This is a genomic window from Lentzea sp. NPDC055074 (assembly GCF_053608005.1).
On record NZ_JBSGUQ010000027.1, the window covers coordinates 25,794 to 40,491 of the forward strand.

The 14,698-nt window shown below is 70.3% G+C and carries 15 protein-coding genes; 6 read left to right on the forward strand and 9 right to left on the reverse strand.

What is annotated here, in order from left to right; genetic code table 11:
- The first annotated feature begins 2 nt into the window (after positions 1-2).
- Both ACWF7A_RS39975 and purU read left to right on the forward strand, forming a co-directional pair.
- Positions 3-728 (forward strand): maleylpyruvate isomerase N-terminal domain-containing protein, encoded by a 726-nt coding sequence (locus ACWF7A_RS39975; protein WP_452255710.1) that lies wholly within the window; start codon positions 3-5, stop codon positions 726-728.
- A 37-nt stretch (positions 729-765) separates the two neighbouring features.
- Positions 766-1,617: a formyltetrahydrofolate deformylase gene (gene purU, locus ACWF7A_RS39980; protein WP_452255711.1), complete on the forward strand. Its 852-nt coding sequence runs from the start codon at positions 766-768 to the stop codon at positions 1,615-1,617.
- A 247-nt stretch (positions 1,618-1,864) separates the two neighbouring features.
- On the opposite strand, the gene ACWF7A_RS39985 is transcribed toward purU, so the two are convergent.
- Entirely contained in the window at positions 1,865-2,839 is a 975-nt protein-coding gene (locus ACWF7A_RS39985) for an aminotransferase class III-fold pyridoxal phosphate-dependent enzyme (protein WP_452255712.1), read from the reverse strand.
- Positions 2,840-2,966: 127 nt separating this feature from the next.
- On the opposite strand from ACWF7A_RS39985, the gene ACWF7A_RS39990 reads away from it, so the two are divergent.
- Positions 2,967-4,034 carry an LOG family protein gene (locus tag ACWF7A_RS39990; protein ID WP_452255713.1) on the forward strand — a complete coding sequence of 356 codons (1,068 nt, stop codon included), beginning with the start codon at positions 2,967-2,969 and terminating at the stop codon, positions 4,032-4,034.
- Between the two features lie 44 nt (positions 4,035-4,078).
- On the opposite strand, the gene ACWF7A_RS39995 is transcribed toward ACWF7A_RS39990, so the two are convergent.
- Both ACWF7A_RS39995 and ACWF7A_RS40000 read right to left on the reverse strand, forming a co-directional pair.
- Positions 4,079-4,546 carry a hypothetical protein gene (locus ACWF7A_RS39995; RefSeq protein WP_452255714.1) on the reverse strand — a complete coding sequence of 156 codons (468 nt, stop codon included), beginning with the start codon at positions 4,544-4,546 and terminating at the stop codon, positions 4,079-4,081.
- Positions 4,547-4,605: 59 nt separating this feature from the next.
- Positions 4,606-5,877 (reverse strand): hypothetical protein, encoded by a 1,272-nt coding sequence (locus tag ACWF7A_RS40000; RefSeq protein WP_452255715.1) that lies wholly within the window; start codon positions 5,875-5,877, stop codon positions 4,606-4,608.
- Between the two features lie 113 nt (positions 5,878-5,990).
- Between ACWF7A_RS40000 and ACWF7A_RS40005 the strand changes: the two genes are divergently transcribed.
- Complete coding sequence (locus ACWF7A_RS40005) at positions 5,991-9,401, forward strand: nSTAND1 domain-containing NTPase (RefSeq protein ID WP_452255716.1); 3,411 nt, start codon at positions 5,991-5,993, stop codon at positions 9,399-9,401.
- On the opposite strand, the gene ACWF7A_RS40010 is transcribed toward ACWF7A_RS40005, so the two are convergent.
- The gene (locus ACWF7A_RS40010) at positions 9,398-9,946 is read right to left on the reverse strand and encodes a YbaK/EbsC family protein (RefSeq protein ID WP_402904767.1); all 549 of its coding nucleotides are present in this window, start codon (positions 9,944-9,946) and stop codon (positions 9,398-9,400) included. The two genes, ACWF7A_RS40005 and ACWF7A_RS40010, sit on opposite strands and share 4 nt — an antisense overlap.
- Before the next feature lie 75 nt (positions 9,947-10,021).
- On the opposite strand from ACWF7A_RS40010, the gene ACWF7A_RS40015 reads away from it, so the two are divergent.
- Positions 10,022-10,780, forward strand: a complete 759-nt coding sequence (locus ACWF7A_RS40015) for a MerR family transcriptional regulator (protein WP_452255717.1) — start codon at positions 10,022-10,024, stop codon at positions 10,778-10,780.
- 30 nt (positions 10,781-10,810) lie between these two features.
- On the opposite strand, the gene ACWF7A_RS40020 is transcribed toward ACWF7A_RS40015, so the two are convergent.
- The 5 genes from ACWF7A_RS40020 to ACWF7A_RS40040 all read right to left on the reverse strand — a co-directional run bounded on the left by ACWF7A_RS40020 (position 10,811) and on the right by ACWF7A_RS40040 (position 13,459).
- The gene (locus tag ACWF7A_RS40020; RefSeq protein ID WP_452255718.1) at positions 10,811-11,359 is read right to left on the reverse strand and encodes a type 1 glutamine amidotransferase domain-containing protein; all 549 of its coding nucleotides are present in this window, start codon (positions 11,357-11,359) and stop codon (positions 10,811-10,813) included.
- A gap of 9 nt (positions 11,360-11,368) precedes the next feature.
- On the reverse strand, positions 11,369-12,025 hold the full coding sequence (locus tag ACWF7A_RS40025; RefSeq protein WP_452255719.1) for an alpha/beta fold hydrolase: 657 nt from the start codon (positions 12,023-12,025) through the stop codon (positions 11,369-11,371).
- Positions 12,022-12,315, reverse strand: coding sequence for a DUF2516 family protein (locus tag ACWF7A_RS40030; RefSeq protein WP_266036577.1), 294 nt, complete (start codon positions 12,313-12,315; stop codon positions 12,022-12,024). The genes ACWF7A_RS40025 and ACWF7A_RS40030 overlap by 4 nt, the downstream gene beginning before the upstream one ends.
- A gap of 101 nt (positions 12,316-12,416) precedes the next feature.
- A complete protein-coding gene (locus ACWF7A_RS40035) occupies positions 12,417-13,076 on the reverse strand; it encodes a hypothetical protein (protein WP_452255720.1) in 660 nt (219 codons plus the stop codon).
- 5 nt (positions 13,077-13,081) lie between these two features.
- Complete coding sequence (locus ACWF7A_RS40040) at positions 13,082-13,459, reverse strand: helix-turn-helix domain-containing protein (RefSeq protein ID WP_189159062.1); 378 nt, start codon at positions 13,457-13,459, stop codon at positions 13,082-13,084.
- Positions 13,460-13,577: 118 nt separating this feature from the next.
- On the opposite strand from ACWF7A_RS40040, the gene ACWF7A_RS40045 reads away from it, so the two are divergent.
- Positions 13,578-14,645: a methyltransferase domain-containing protein gene (locus ACWF7A_RS40045; protein WP_452255721.1), complete on the forward strand. Its 1,068-nt coding sequence runs from the start codon at positions 13,578-13,580 to the stop codon at positions 14,643-14,645.
- The last annotated feature ends 53 nt before the right edge of the window (positions 14,646-14,698 follow it).

Below are 14,698 nucleotides of genomic sequence, written 5' to 3' on the forward strand. Positions count from 1 at the left end.
TTGTGGACTACGTCGCGCAGGTCGAGACCCAGGCTTCACTGATGCGTTCGGCCGCCGTGAAGGCCGGCTCGGACGCACCGGTTCCCTCGTGTCCTGAATGGACAGTGCTCGACCTCGTGCGGCACCAGGCCGAGGTGCACACGTGGGCGGCGGAGGCCGTCGTCACCGCTCCCGAGGACCGTCGGCCCCAGTGGCCGCACGCGCCGGAAGGCCTCGACGAGGCGCTCTCGTGGTGGGAGACAGGGCTTTCCACGCTCCTGGACCGCCTGCGCGAGGTGCCGGCCGACCGTCCGGCGTGGACGTTCCAGGGCCCGAAGCTGGCCGGCTTCTGGGCACGCAGGCAGGCGCACGAGACGTCGATCCACCGCCTGGACGCGGAACTGGCCGTCGGGCACGACCTGCCGGCGCTGGTGTTCGACCCGGAGTTCGCCGCGGACGGCGTCGACGAGTACCTCACGGTCCTGGTGGGGCGCCGGATCGAGCTGGGCTTCCCCGTCACCGCCACCGGCAGGCTCCTGCTGCACGCCGCCGACGCGGGCCGCACCTGGGAGGTCAGGCTGACGGAGGGCGAGCCCCTGGTCGTCGCCGCGCCGCGGGACTCGGCGTTCGAGGAGGACGCCACCCTCGCGGGCACCGCCGACGCGCTCTACCGGTTCGTCTACGGCCGTCCGAGCCACGCGATCGTGACGGGAGACGAGTCGCTGTTGGCGGGGCTGCCCAGGCCGTGAATACTTCTGCGGCGTGTCATCGCCTGAACGTCGCTATGTGATCACCTTCGGCTGCCCGGACCGCACCGGCATCATCGCGAGGATCTCGTCCTTCCTCGCGGACAACGGCGGCTGGATCGTCGAGGCCGCGTACCACACCGACCCGGAGACGGGCTGGTTCTTCACGCGCCAGGAGGTCCGCGCGGACTCCCTGCCGTTCGGCGTGGACGAACTGCGCGAGCGCTTCGCCGGCGTCGCCGCCTCGCTGGGCGCGCAGTCGACGTGGACGGTGACCGACACGGGCTCCCGCAAGCGCCTGGTCATCCTCGTGTCGAAGGAGGGCCACTGCCTCTACGACCTGCTGGCCCGCGTGGCGACCGGCGAGCTGGACGTCGAGGTGTCCGCCGTCATCGGCAACCACCCGGAGCTGGGCGACATCACGCGCGCGCACGGCATCCCGTTCCACCACGTGCCGTTCCCGGTCAACGACCCCGAGGGCAAGCAGGCGGCGTTCGCGCAGCTGCGCCAGCTGGTCGAGAAGCACGACCCGCACGCCGTGGTGCTGGCCCGCTTCATGCAGATCCTGCCGCCGGAGCTGTGCGCGGCGTGGACCGGTCGCACGATCAACATCCACCACAGCTTCCTGCCGTCGTTCATCGGCGCGCGCCCGTACCACCAGGCGCATCGCCGCGGTGTGAAGCTGGTCGGCGCGACCTGCCACTACGTGACGGCCGACCTGGACGCGGGGCCGATCATCGAGCAGGACGTGATGCGCGTGCACCACGGCGACTCGGTGGCGGACATGGTGCGCAAGGGGCGGGACATCGAGAAGGTGGTGCTGGCGCGCGGGTTGCGGTGGCACCTGGAGGACCGGGTGCTGGTGCACGGCAACCAGACGGTGATCTTCTGAGTTTGAGCAGTGTTGTGAACAGTGCTTTGAGCAGTGCTTTGAGCAGTGCTTTGAACGAGTAGGCAGCACAGGCGGGGCGTTGCCCAAGCGAGCGCCGGGGCGCCTGCGCGGCGCCCCGGCATTGCTGTGGCGCCTGAGCAGCGCCCCGGCATTGCTGTGGCGCCTGAGCAGCGCCCCGGCATTGCTGTGGCGCCTGAGCAGCGCCCCGGCATTGCTGTGGCGTCTGAGCAGCGCCCCGGCATTGCTGTCAGATCTTGTTGGCCGCCATGCCCACCGCCTCGATCAGCCACCCGGCATCGGCGGCCGAGAGGACCGCGGGCGGGGTGAGGCCCACCTTCCGCCCGCGGAAGTCCGCGAGCACCCGCCGTCGCAACAGCTCACCGGTGAACACGTCCGCGGCCTTCTGGTCGGGCAGCTCGACACCGAGCAACAACCCCCGCCCGGTCGCGTGCGCCTTGCCCGCCACGACGGCGCGCAGGCCGTACAGCAGCTCGTCGCCCAGCAGCTTGGCGCGTTCGACCAGGCCCTCGGACGCGGTGACGCGCAGGGTGGCGTTGACGGCGGCGGAGGCCAGCGGTGACACGGCTTCCGAGCCGCGCCACAACGGCACCTCTACGGCGGCCGTGGCCACCACGGCGGCGATCGGGAGCACGCCGCCGGACAGGCCCTCGCCGACCAGCATGATGTCCGGCGTCACGCCGTCGAGGTCGACGCCCCACCACACGCCGAGGCGCCCCAGGCCCGACCGCGTCTCGTCCACGACGAGCAGGGCGCCGGACTCGCGGCACACCTCCGCCACGGCGCTCAGGTAGCCCGTGGGGGGCAGCGCGGCGCCGCGGACCGGTTCGACGAGCACGCACGCCGGTGGTCCGGACGCCAAGGTGGAGCGCAACGAGTCGATGCCGCCGTACGGGACGTCGCCCGTGGTCAGCACACGTGGGCGGCCATTCGCCTGGGCGAGGGCGACGGCGAACTGGGCGGCCTCGGAGGCCGAGGCGAAGGTGTGGATGTGGTCGAGGCCGTTCGGGGTGACCAGGTCGAGCATCAGGCGGTCCAGCAGCGACGGCCGGCGCACCTGGCCGACGACGGCCTGCACGACGGCCGGGTGGGCGTGGCCGAGCAGGGGGACTCCGTACCCACCGCAGTCCAGGTACTCGACGCGGTGGGGATCTACGACTCGTGCGCCTCTGGCGGCGCATCCGGTCAGCAGTTCGGTGGCCATGGCGGGGAACCTTTCCTGGGCAGCGCGGCCCGCGGCCGCTCGTCGGGAGGGCGAGCGGACCTGTGTTCCCACCAACTCATTCGGATTCGAGGGCACGGCGGTTCGGCCGAGGCATAGGCTTTTTCCCGTGCGGATCGAAATCACCGACCTCGACCAGCTGCGGGCAGCTCCTGACCTGCGCAAAGCCGTCATCATCGGGCTGGACCTCACTCGCGAGGACGTGCGGGTGCCGCTCGACGGCGCGCTGCTGCTCGGCTGCACCCTCAGCGAGACCATGCAGCGCCGGGCCGAAGCCGCGGGAGCGTTGATCTTCCCGGTCATCCCGGACCTGCCCTACGACGTGTACCGGTCGGCGCTCTACACGCCCGCTGAGCTGTTCGCGGGGTTCGACCCGGACGACCCCAAGTCGTACGCCGACACCCCGGACGCGGAGATCTACCGGCACAGCAGGCAGCAGGGCCACCACCCGGACCCGCTGCACGCGCTGGCCGAACGCCTGCACGACCACTCGATCACCGAGGCCCTCGACGAGATGCTGACGGGCTCGCCGATCGCGGTCATGGGCGGTCACGCGCTCGCCCGCGGCTCCGACGGCTACCGCAACGCCGTCGCCCTCGGCGCCGCGCTGGGCAACGCGGGCTTCACCGTGCTGACCGGCGGCGGACCGGGTGCGATGGAGGCGGTCCCGCTGGGCGTGCGGCTCGGCGAGGTGGACAACGACGTCCTCGCCACCATCGCGCAGGCCCCGTCGTTCGGCCACGACGACGAGTCGATCGGCCGGTGGCTCGCGGCGTTCCCGGAGATCCGGAGCTTCGACACCCCGCGCACGATCGGCATCCCGACCTGGTTCTACGGCCACGAGCCGCCCAACCCGGCCTGCGAGCTGCACGCGAAGTACTTCGCGAACTCGGTGCGCGAGGAGGGCCTGCTGACGGTCGCGACCGGCGGCATCGTCTACACGCCGGGCAAGGCGGGCACGGTCCAGGAGGTCTTCCAGGACTTCACGCAGAACTACTACGGCAGCGTCGGCCCGGCCGCCCCCATGATCTTCCTGGGCAAGGCGTTCTGGACGAACGAGATCCCGGCCGCGCCGCTCGTGATGAAGCTCGCGGCGGGCCGGGAGGCCGAGCAGTGGATCCTCGTCACGGACGACGTGGACGAGGCGATCGAGCTGTTGGCCAAGTACCAGGCCTAGTGGCGGCCTCGCGCCCTGCGTTCAGGGCGCGAGGTGATCAGCTCCTACTGGTAGCGGTAGCCCGACGAGGAGCAGACGATGTCGCCGCCCGCGCTGCGGTTCCAGGTGCAGGGGAAGCCGTTCAGCACGCTGTCCTCGTAGTAGTCCTTGTTGCACTGTCCCCAGTTGCCGTTGCCGAGGCTGCTGATGCAGAAGCCGTTGCGGTACAGGCTGCCGCCGCGGAAGTTCTCCCAGTACACACCGGCCGACGAGTTGTCACTGCTGTCCTGGTCCTGCACCCACCAGTGGTCGCCGCCCTTCTCGTAACAGATCTCCACGGCCGTGTACGAGTGGCACGTCAGCTGGGAGCGGGGCGGCAACGAGCCGGCGACCGCGAACTGCACTCCGTCCGCCGCCACACCGACCTCGGACACCGCCAGCGCGGACGTGACCTCCGCCGCCGCGGAAGCGGGCATCATCGAGCCCATGACGGCCAGGAAGGCCATCGAGAAGGCGAGCACGAGCTTGCGCATTGAGATTCCTCCAGGTTTGCCGGGGTTCCCGCCTCGGAGGAGGCGGAAGTCGAGTGGGCTCAGCCGATCTCGCTGAGCGGCACGGCGAAGATCGCTCGCCGGTCGATGAAGGTGCTGCCGTCCTCGGTCCAGGCGTGCTCGGAGACGGTCCAGAGCTTTCCGGCGGTGATCCCCGGACCGTGCTCGTGGTAGAGGTCCTCGCCGCCGATCGCCCAGCTGTTCGTGGCCGTGGTGCCGCCGGCCCGACCGAAGTGCATCCAGCTGTGCTTCCGGTTGGAGCTGCGGCCGAGGTAGTAGGTGTCGCCCCAGGTCTGGACTCCCTGGAGGTTGCTGCGCGGCACGGTCACCACGTCCTGCGGCACGGCCTTGCCGTTGGTGAGCGTGAGCTGCCGGGACGAGGCGTCGACGCGGTAGCGGACCACCCGGCCACCGTCGACGGCGGTGTCGGTGCTGCGTCCGTCGCGGTACTCGCCGACGACGAGCGTGTCCGGCGTGGAGCTGCGGTCCAGCGACAGCGACGAGAAGCACAGCTGGACGGCACTCGGCTCGCAGTCCGTCCGCACGGACTGCCGGTACCAGCCGATCTGCGGCAGCACGTACTTGTAGTTGTAGGCGTAGTAGGTACTGCCGCTCTTGCCGATGCTGTCCTGCGCGTCGGAGACCTCGAGGAGGCGTTCGACGTCGAACACGCGCAGGCCGCCGTTGGTGTCGGCCACGTAGAGGTAGTGGCCGAGCCAGGCGAGTCCGCCGGCGTGGATGGGCACGGCCTTGTAGTTCGCGTTCGCGGTCGGTTCGACCAGCAGCACGTGCCGGTACTTGCGGTTCTTCATGTCGACGAACGAGATCCGCACGCCCTTGTCCGGCCCGGAGTCGTCGTGGTGCCAGCTGACGAGCAGGATGCGGTTCTCGCCCCAGAGTCCGTCGTCGTCGGCGTCCGACGAACCGGTGACGCCCTGGGGGATCCAGTAGTCGACCTTGCTGTCGCCGGGGTCCCAGCAGAACTTCTCGCTGCTGTGCAGGATCTGCCCGGACGTCAGCGGGTAGTCCGTTCGGTCGTAGTTCTCCGGGAGCGCCTGCTGCTGCGCGCTGTTGCACGACGCGAGGTCCCGGTTCGCGTCACGCAGCAACGCGGCGACCGACGTCGTGGTGCCGACGGCTGCCTGCAACTGCGCGGCGGAGGACTCCAGGCTCCAGTCGGGCGTCAACGCGAAGGCACCCGTCGGGCGGCTGTGGATCAGCTCGTCCGCCGCCTCCTGCGCCTGCACGGGCAACGCCGCGCTCAGCGCACCCGTCAACGCCACTAGAAGTGCTGTGCGCCAGCGTCTGGTCATCATCGCTCCTGCTCAGGCCGAAGTCGTTGCGGCACCAGGTTTAGAGCGGGTTGAGTTGATCAGGCAGGGGTGCGGGCGCTTTTCAATCAACTCAGATCAACTGGGGAGTTCGAGTGGGCAGACGAGAGCGGCCGATCGATCCCGAGGAAGGCGCGGTCCAGCGGTTCGCCTGGGAGCTTCGGCGACTGCGGGAGAAGGCGGGCTCACCGAACTACCGGACGCTCGCCCAGCGCGCGCACTACTCCGCCACCGCGCTGTCGCAGGCCGCCGCGGGCGAGCAGCTGCCGTCGCTGGCGGTGGCGCTCGCGTACGTCCAGGCGTGCGAAGGTGATGTGGCCCAATGGGAGCAGCGCTGGCGCCAGGCCGCCAAGGGCGATGACGACATGCCGCCGTACCTCGGGCTGACGGCGTTCGGGATCGGTGACGCGGACAGGTACTTCGGCCGTGAGGAGCTCGCCGCCGACATCACCGCGCGCATCCGGCGGCAGCGCGTCGTCGGCGTGTTCGGGCCGTCCGGGTCGGGCAAGTCCTCGTTGCTGCACGCCGGGGTGCTGCCCGCGCTGACGGACTGGGAGGTCGTCACCGCGACACCGACGACCTGGCGCGGCGGCCAGGCCGACCTCGTGGTGATCGACCAGTTCGAGGAGCTCTTCACCCACTTCGACGGCGCGGCCGACCGGGAGGCGTTCGTGGCGTCGCTGCTCGACGGCGACCAGCGGGTGCTGCTGGCCGTGCGGGCGGACTTCCTCGGCCATTGCGCCGCGGTTCCTGCGCTGGTGGAGGCGTTGCGCGACGCCCAGGTGCTGGTCGGGCCGATGACCGACGACGACCTGCGCGCCGCCGTCGAGCTACCGGCCGTGCGTGCCGGGCTGAAGGTGCAGCCGGACATGCTCGCGGCCGCGATGGCCGACGTGCGCGGGCAGTCGGGCGCGCTGCCGTTGCTGTCGCACGCGCTGTTGGAGACGTGGCGAAGACGCGACCGCGGCCGGTTGACCCTCGACGGTTACCGGGCCAGCGGTGGCGTCACCGGTGCTGTCGCTGCCACGGCCGAAAGCACCTATGCCGAGCTGTCCGTCCGTGGACGTGCCGTCGCGCGCGCTGTGCTGCTTCGGCTCGTGCAGACGCACGACGACGTGAACGACCTGCGCCGCCGCGCCCCGCTCGACGAGGTGATGGCGGCAGGCAGGCCGTCCGATACCGCGCACGTCGTGAACGTCCTCGCGAACGCACGGCTGATCGTCGTCGCGGACGGCGTTGTGGAGCTTGCGCACGAAGCGCTCGTGCGCGCGTGGCCCCGGTTCCGGCAGTGGATCGACGACGACCGGGAGTCGTTGCGGCTGCACCGCGACTTCACCACCGCCGCGACGGCGTGGCAGGCCGCCGGGCGCGATCCCGGTGAGCTCTACCGGGGAGTCCGGCTCGCCGCGATGCGGGACCTGGCCGGCCGGATCGAGTGGCCGGTGTCGTCCAACGAGCTGGAACGCGAGTTCCTGCAGGCGGCGGTGGACGAGGAGAGCGCGTCCCGGCAGGCGGCGGACCGGCAGTCGCGCCGGTTGCGCACGCTGGTGAAGTCGCTGGCCGTGCTGACCGTGGCGTGCCTGGTGGTGACGTCCGTGGCCGTCGTGCAGGGCAACGCCGCGCTGAGGGAGCAACGGGTCGCCGAGTCGCGCCAGATCGCCGTGCAGGCACAGGATCTCAGCGCGTCCTGGCCGGAGGCCGCCGCACAGCTCGCGGTGGACGCCTACCGCAGCTCGGCGACCGCCGAAGCGCGCGGGGCGTTGCTCAGCACCGCGGCCTACAAGCCCGCGCGAGCAGTCCTGAAGGATCATCGCGGCACGGTCCGTGCGGTCGCGTTCAGCGCGGACAGCTCGTTGCTGGCCACTGCGGGCGACGATCACTCCGTGCTGCTGCGGACGCCTTCATCCGTTGCGGCACCAGCGGTTCTGACGCAGCACAACGGCGCGGTGCGCGCGCTCGCGTTCATGCCCGGCGGCACGACGCTCGTGTCCGCGGGCGATGACCGGCGAATCATCTTGTGGGACACCAGAACGCACCTGCCGTTGCGGACCATCTCTCTCGACGCCGAGGTACGTGCGCTCGTGCTCGCAGCAGACGGGAAGACGGCCGCAGTCGCGACGGCCGACGGCCTGATCTCCTTGTGGCGCACGGACGACTGGACACGAACCGGCACGGTCCTGCACGAACTGGGCGAGGTTCACGCGTTGGCGTTGAACGGATCCGTGCTCGTCGCAGGTGGCGAGAAGGGCACGTTGGTGGTGGAGAACGGCGTCGCGCACACGTTCACCGATCACGTCTCAGCGGTCCGCACGGTCGCGTTGAGCCCTGACGGCCGTGTGCTCGCTTCTGGCGGTGACGACCATCAGGTGGTGCTGCGCGTACTGGCCACGGGCAAGACTTCGGGACTGCGCAGGCACGTCGGCGGCGTGCACTCGGTGCAGTTCGACGCGACCGGCACCAAACTCGTGTCGACCAGCGACGACGGGAGCATCCGCTGGTGGACGGTGCCCGACGGCGGCTGGCTGACCGGCTTGATCACCCGCACGCACCCGTTCTACGTGGCGGCGCTCAGCCCGGACGGCACCTGGTTCGCGGCGGGCGGCGACGAGAGCGTGAGCCTCTGGAGCCTGCCGCTCCCGCCCCTGACCGGCCACACCAGCCCGCCGGACGGCATCGCGCTCTCCCCGGACGGCGCGGTGCTCGCCACCGGCGGCCGCGACCGGATGGTGCTGCTGTGGAACCGCGAGGGCAGGCAGATCGCGCGCATCGACGTCCCGGCGCACGTCACGGCCCTGGCGTTCCGCAACGCCGACGAGATCGTGGTCGCCGACGTGCGCGGCGTGCTCTCGACTTGGCGGACCGACGGCCGGCCGCTGCACACGTGGCAGGACCACCGCGGCGCGATCAGGAGCCTCGTCGTGTCCGGCGACCGGGCGGTGACCGGCGGCGCCGACGCGGCGGTGGTCGTGCAGGACCTGAACGCCACCGAACCGGGCCGCGCCCTGCCCACCGCCCACTCAGGCCCGGTGAACACCGTGGCGTTGCTGAACGACCTGGTGGTCACGGGCGGAGCCGACGGCCGGGTGCTGCGGTGGTCCGGCGACCGGGTCGAGGTGGTCCGCGAGACCGGCCCCGCCGTGAAGTCGATCGCCGCCGTGCCCGGCTCGGACCTGCTGGTGGTGGGCGACGCAGGCGGCGAAGTGGCCCTGTGGGACCACAACGGCAAGGCGCGCACACTCGTCACCGGCCGAGGCGCTATCGGAGCCGTCACCGCCAGCAGCGACGGCACCACCGTGGCGGCCGCCGCCAACGACAGCCTGATCACGTTGTGGCAGGTCGGCGACGGTACGCAGGTGGCAACGCTGACCGGCCACACCGGCCCGGTCAACGCCGTGCTGTTCGACGCCGACGGCGACCTCACGTCGTCCGGCCCGGACCCGCGGGTGATCAGGTGGGACCTGGACCCGGACGAGGTGATCGCCCGCCTCTGCGCGCCGGGCTGCTAACGCGCCAGGTCAGGCAGCACTTCGGCCCCGGTGAGCTTCATCAGCACGTCACCGGGGATGAGGATCTTGCTGCCCCGGATGCCGCTGCCCACGATCAGTTCGGGGGCGGCGGCCACCTCGGGCGAGACGAGGATCGGCCAGTCCGCCGGCACACCCACGGGCGTGATGCCGCCGTACTCCATGCCGGTCAACGCCACGGCCTCGTCCATCGGCGCGAACGACGCCTTGCGCGCGTCGAGCCGCTTGCGGATGACACCGTTCACGTCCGCACGCATGGTCGCGAGCACCATGCAGGCGGCGTAACGGACCACGTCACCGCGCTTGCCCGCGACGACGACGCAGTTCGCGGAGGCTTCGAGCGGCGAGCCGTAGTGCGCGCAGAACTCGGCGGTGTCGGCGAGGGTCGGATCGATCTCGGCCACGGCGACGCGGTCCGCGCCGTCCAGGGTCTTCAAAGCGGCCGCGACCGGTTCGGGCACGAGGTCGAGGCGGGAGAGCACAGGTACGGGTTCGAGAGACCCGGCGATGGTCCACACGCTGCCCATCCTGCCAAACGCTGTTTGACTTTGACGCTGCGTCAACCCCTACCTTCGAATCCAGAGCGCGAGAGGAGAACCGAGATGGCCTGGTCGATCGCCCAGGTGGCCCGGATGTCGAAGGTGACGTCCAGGACGCTGCGGCACTACGACTCGATCGGCCTGCTGCCGCCGGCCTGGATCGGCGACAACGGTTACCGCTACTACGAGAAGGAACAGGTGCACCGCCTGCAGCAGATCCTGCTGCTGCGCGACCTGGGCCTGGGCCTCGACGTGGTGGCCAAGGTGCTCGACGGCACGGACCAGCTGACCGTCCTGCGCAACCACCACCGGTGGCTGCGGGACGAGCAGCAACGGCTGGACCGGCTCGCGAGCACCGTCGCGCGAACGATCGCAGAACTGGAAGGAGGGGACGAAGTGAAGATGGAAGAGCTGTTCGACGGCTTCGACGCGAAGAAGCAGGAACGGCACGAGGCCGAGCTCGTCGAGCGCTACGGCGAGGGTGCGCGGGAGCACATCGTCGAGAGCCGCAAGAAGATGCAGGGCTGGACGCGCGCTGACGCGGACCAGTTCATGGCCGACTGGCGGGACATCGCGGAGAAGCTCGGTGCCCTGTACACGGAGGGCGCGGCGATCGACGCTCCGCGAACGCAGGAGCAGATCGACCGCCACTACCGCTGGATCTGCCTGAGCTGGACGCCCAACCGGGAGTCCTACAAGGGCCTGGGCGACCTCTACGTCGACTCGGACGAGTTCCGGGTCAACTTCGAGGTCGACGGCGGCGGCAACATGGCCGAGTGGACGCGTGACGCCATGGCGCACTACGCCGAGACCCGCCTCTAGAAGATCACCGGGAGCTGCAGATCCCGGTGATCACCCCAGGCCGAACGCCTTGAGGGCCTCCCGGTTGAACGCCGGCAGGTCGTCGGGGTTGCGGGACGTCACGAGCGTCCACCCGTTCATGTCGCACACCCGGACCTCCTCGTCGGCCCAGTCGCCGCCCGCGTTGCGGATGTCGGTCTGCAGGCTCGGGAACGAGGTCAGCATCTTGCCGCGCACCACGTTCGCCTCGACGAGCAGCCACGGCCCGTGGCAGATCGACGCGATCGGCTTGCCTGCCGCCACCAGGGCGTGCACGAGTTCAACGGCGTCGTCCTCCATGCGCAGGAAGTCCGCGTTGGCGACACCACCAGGGATGACGGCACCGGCGTAGTCGTCAGCCGAGGCGTCGGCGAACGTCGTGTCGACCGGGAACGCGTCGGCGGGCGTCAGGTGGTGGAAACCCCGCACCTCTCCGAGCTTCGGCGCGAGCAGGCGCGGCACTCCGCCGGCCTTCTCGACGTGCGCCCACGGCTCGGTGAGCTCGACCTGCTCGATGCCTTCCGACGCGACGAGGAACGCGATCTTCTTCTGTTCAGCCATGCACTTCGGCTACCCGGCGAAGAAGGACACCAACCGGTGACGGATCTGAGTGCGGTGGGTGATCATCGGTGAGGCCGAGTCGATCAGCCACAGCTCCCCCTCGGGGAACGCCGCCGCCGTCGCCTTCGCCACGTCCTCGGGGTGCAGCGGGTCGCCCACAGCACCGATGACCAGCACCGGAGCCGTCACGGCGGCCAGCACCGAGGCATCGGGAACAGCCACCTGGCCCGGCAGCTGCGAGGCGGCGGCCTCGAGGCGGGAAAGTGCCGCCCGGCGCTCGGCCACGTAGATCGGCGGGCCCGTGGTCAGGTCCGAGAGCTGCTGCAACGTGAACGGCTGCCGCGGCTGGTCCAGCACCGCGGGCAGCAGCAGGGCCACGCGCGCGAACCGATCGGGTTCGATCGACAGCAGCCGCACCAGCGCACCGGCACCCAGCGACACGCCGACGGCGTGGTCAGCGGGAACGGTGCCCAGGTCGGCCGCGATCCGGCCGTAGTCCCAGTAGCCCTCCGGCGCGTCCGGGGCGTCGCCGTGCGACGGCAGCGTCACCACGACGCGGGTGCCGGGCAGCCCGGAGGCGGGGATCCTCGCCTCGCCAGGCGTGGCCCCGAGCCCGTGGGCGACCAGGGTCACCGGTGAGCCGGAGCCGTACGAGTGGGTGATCACCAGCGCGGGCCGCGCTGGACCTCGATCAGCTTGGGGCGCACGTCCACCATGTAGACGAGCACCGCGATGAGGCCGGCCAACCAGAAGATCGACCCGACGCCACCGGGCCCGAACAGCAGCAACGCCGCCGTCCCGCCACCGGTGATACCCAGCCAGGCGGGCTTGGTCATGCGCTCGGCCGCCGTGTAGGCGTCCACGCGCTGTGTGAGCGCGTGGAAGAACGCGAACAGCCCCATGATGCTGAACACGAGGTCGAACACGAAGTACACGACGGTGTCGAGGTACCAGATGCTGAAGATCGGGATGTCGAACACCTCCCCAGACTACGTGGACGTACGCCGGGAGGGGAGCAGCCCTCGCGGACTGCTCCCCTCCCGGTGACTTCAGAGACTCACTTGGCGGTGTTCGGCGTGGTCTTCTTCGCCGCCGTGGTCGTGGTGCGGGTCGTCGTCGCCGGCTTGCGCGGCGCCGTGCGGTTCGCGGTCTTGCGGGCGGTGCTGCGGACCTCGTGCGCGGCCTCGCCACCGACCTCGACGATCTCCTCCGCCAGCTTCTCGGCGGCGTCCTCGACCTCGTGGGCGACCTTCTCGCCGACCGAACGGGTGCGGCGGGTCACCTTGCCGAGCACGTCGTCCGCGATCACGCGGGCGTCGGCGGCGGCGGACTCGGCGCGCTTCTGCGCGGCCTCGACGGCCTGCTCGACCTGCTCCACGGCCTGCTTGACCTGCGGCTGGGCCTTGATCTGCTCCAGCGTCTGCTCGCCCTGGTCGGCGAGGTAGGTGTACAGGTTCACCGCGGAGGCGGTGTAGGCGTCGACGAGCTTCTTGAGCTCGGCCGGCTGCAGCTTCTCGCGCAGGTCCTTGAGCTCGTTCGGGATGTCGACGGCCTGGGTGCGGGCCTCGTCGGCGCGGTCCTTGGCCTTGTTCAGGGCCTCGACCACGGCCTTGGCGGCGAGGTCACCGGCACCGAGCGCGGCGAGCAGCGCCTGGCGTGCGGCGTGGGCGCCCTGCTCGGCGGCCTTGCGAACGTCGTCCTGGGTGAGCTTCGGCATGGAGATCAGTCCTCCTTGTCAGTGGCGGTGTTCTCCCGCCGGAAAGATTCGTAGACGTCGAGCAGCACCTGCTTCTGCCGCTCTGTCAGATCGGTCGCGGCGACGATGGCGTCCGCCAGCGCACCGCCTTCGCGCTGCTGGAGGATCCCGGCCTCGACGTAGAGCACTTCGGCCGAGATGCGCAGCCCCTTGGCGATCTGCTGAAGGATCTCCGCGCTGGGCTTGCGCAGTCCTCGCTCGATCTGGCTGAGGTATGGGTTGGAGACACCCGCCTGCTTCGCCAACTCCCGCAAGGAGATCTTGGCGGTGTTGCGCTGCTCGCGGATGTACTCACCGATGTTGCGGCCGAGGTCCGCGACTGCTTTGTCGATGGACTTGTCCACTGTTCCCGCTCCCGTTCCCTCGTGCCACCACCAACGTTAGCGACGAGTGCTAGCAGTTGCAAGCACTCTGCTAGCAATCGCTGCGTGTGCTCCGCCACAGGGATACCGTGGGAGTGACATGGATGACGCCGTGGTGTTGCGCGCCGAGCTGGCGGACCACCTGCTCGGTGATGGTGTCCTGCGCGATTCCAAGTGGCACAAGGCTTTCAGCACCGTCCCGCGGCACGAGTTCCTGCCGCACTTCTACCGTCAGCTGCACAGCGGCGACTGGGAGCGGATCACCGCGGGCGACCCCGGCTGGCTCGCGCTGGTCTACGCCGACCGCGTCTGGGTTACCCAGTTCGACGGCGACGACACGGTGACCGGCGGCACACCGACCTGCTCGTCGAGCATGCCCACGATCATGGCGATCATGCTGGAGGCGCTGGACGTCCACACCGGACAGACGGTGCTCGAGGTCGGCACCGGCACGGGCTACAACGCGGCTTTGCTCTGCCACGCGGCCGGTGCGGGCAACGTGACGACGATCGACGTCGACCCGCACATCTCCGCACGAGCGCGCGAACGTCTGCACCGCAACGGTTTCCACCCCACCTGTGTGATGGGCGACGGCGCGCTCGGTCACCCGGAGCGCGCACCGTACGACCGCTTGCTCGCGACCTGCTCCGTCGCGACCGTCCCACCCGCCTGGCTGGAGCAGACGAGGCCCGGCGGCCTGGTGGTCACGACGCTGCACCGCCCCATCGGCGCCGGGCTGGTGCGGATCGTCTCGAACGGTGACGGCACCGGCGAAGGGCGCGTGCTCAACGAGGACGGGCGCTTCATGCCGTTGCGCGCTCACGCCCGTCCTCCGGCGTTGAAGGGAACGGAGACGTTCGACCGTCGCACCACGACGGTCGAGTTCGCGACGGTGCTCGACCCGGCCAGCCCGTTCGAGTTCTTCGCGGGCATCGCCCTGCCGGACGTCGTCGCGGGACCCAACCGGCTGGGCCATTCGGACGGATCCTGGGTGCACCACCGCGGCACGCACGTCGACCAGGGCGGCCCGCGCCGGCTGTGGGACATCGCGGAGGACGCGCTGATCACGTGGCATGACCTGGGCAAACCCCGCCGCAGCCAGTTCGGCGTCACGATCGGGCCCGACGGTCAGCACCTCACACTGGGCGATCTGAGCTGGCATCTGTGATCAACAAACGAACGTCACGACACGGGTCACTGAATCGACCCCGGGTGGATGCG

What these genes read in the sequence shown, in the direction of transcription:
- ACWF7A_RS39985 (WP_452255712.1), bottom strand. Translation starts at nt 2,839, where the DNA reads ATGGCCACCGAACTGCTGACCGGATGCGCCGCCAGAGGCGCACGAGTC.
- ACWF7A_RS39995 (WP_452255714.1), bottom strand. Translation starts at nt 4,546, where the DNA reads ATGCGCAAGCTCGTGCTCGCCTTCTCGATGGCCTTCCTGGCCGTCATG.
- ACWF7A_RS40000 (WP_452255715.1), bottom strand. Translation starts at nt 5,877, where the DNA reads ATGACCAGACGCTGGCGCACAGCACTTCTAGTGGCGTTGACGGGTGCG.
- ACWF7A_RS40010 (WP_402904767.1), bottom strand. Translation starts at nt 9,946, where the DNA reads ATGGGCAGCGTGTGGACCATCGCCGGGTCTCTCGAACCCGTACCTGTG.
- ACWF7A_RS40015 (WP_452255717.1), top strand. Translation starts at nt 10,022, where the DNA reads ATGGCCTGGTCGATCGCCCAGGTGGCCCGGATGTCGAAGGTGACGTCC.
- ACWF7A_RS40020 (WP_452255718.1), bottom strand. Translation starts at nt 11,359, where the DNA reads ATGGCTGAACAGAAGAAGATCGCGTTCCTCGTCGCGTCGGAAGGCATC.
- ACWF7A_RS40035 (WP_452255720.1), bottom strand. Translation starts at nt 13,076, where the DNA reads ATGCCGAAGCTCACCCAGGACGACGTTCGCAAGGCCGCCGAGCAGGGC.
- ACWF7A_RS40045 (WP_452255721.1), top strand. Translation starts at nt 13,578, where the DNA reads ATGGATGACGCCGTGGTGTTGCGCGCCGAGCTGGCGGACCACCTGCTC.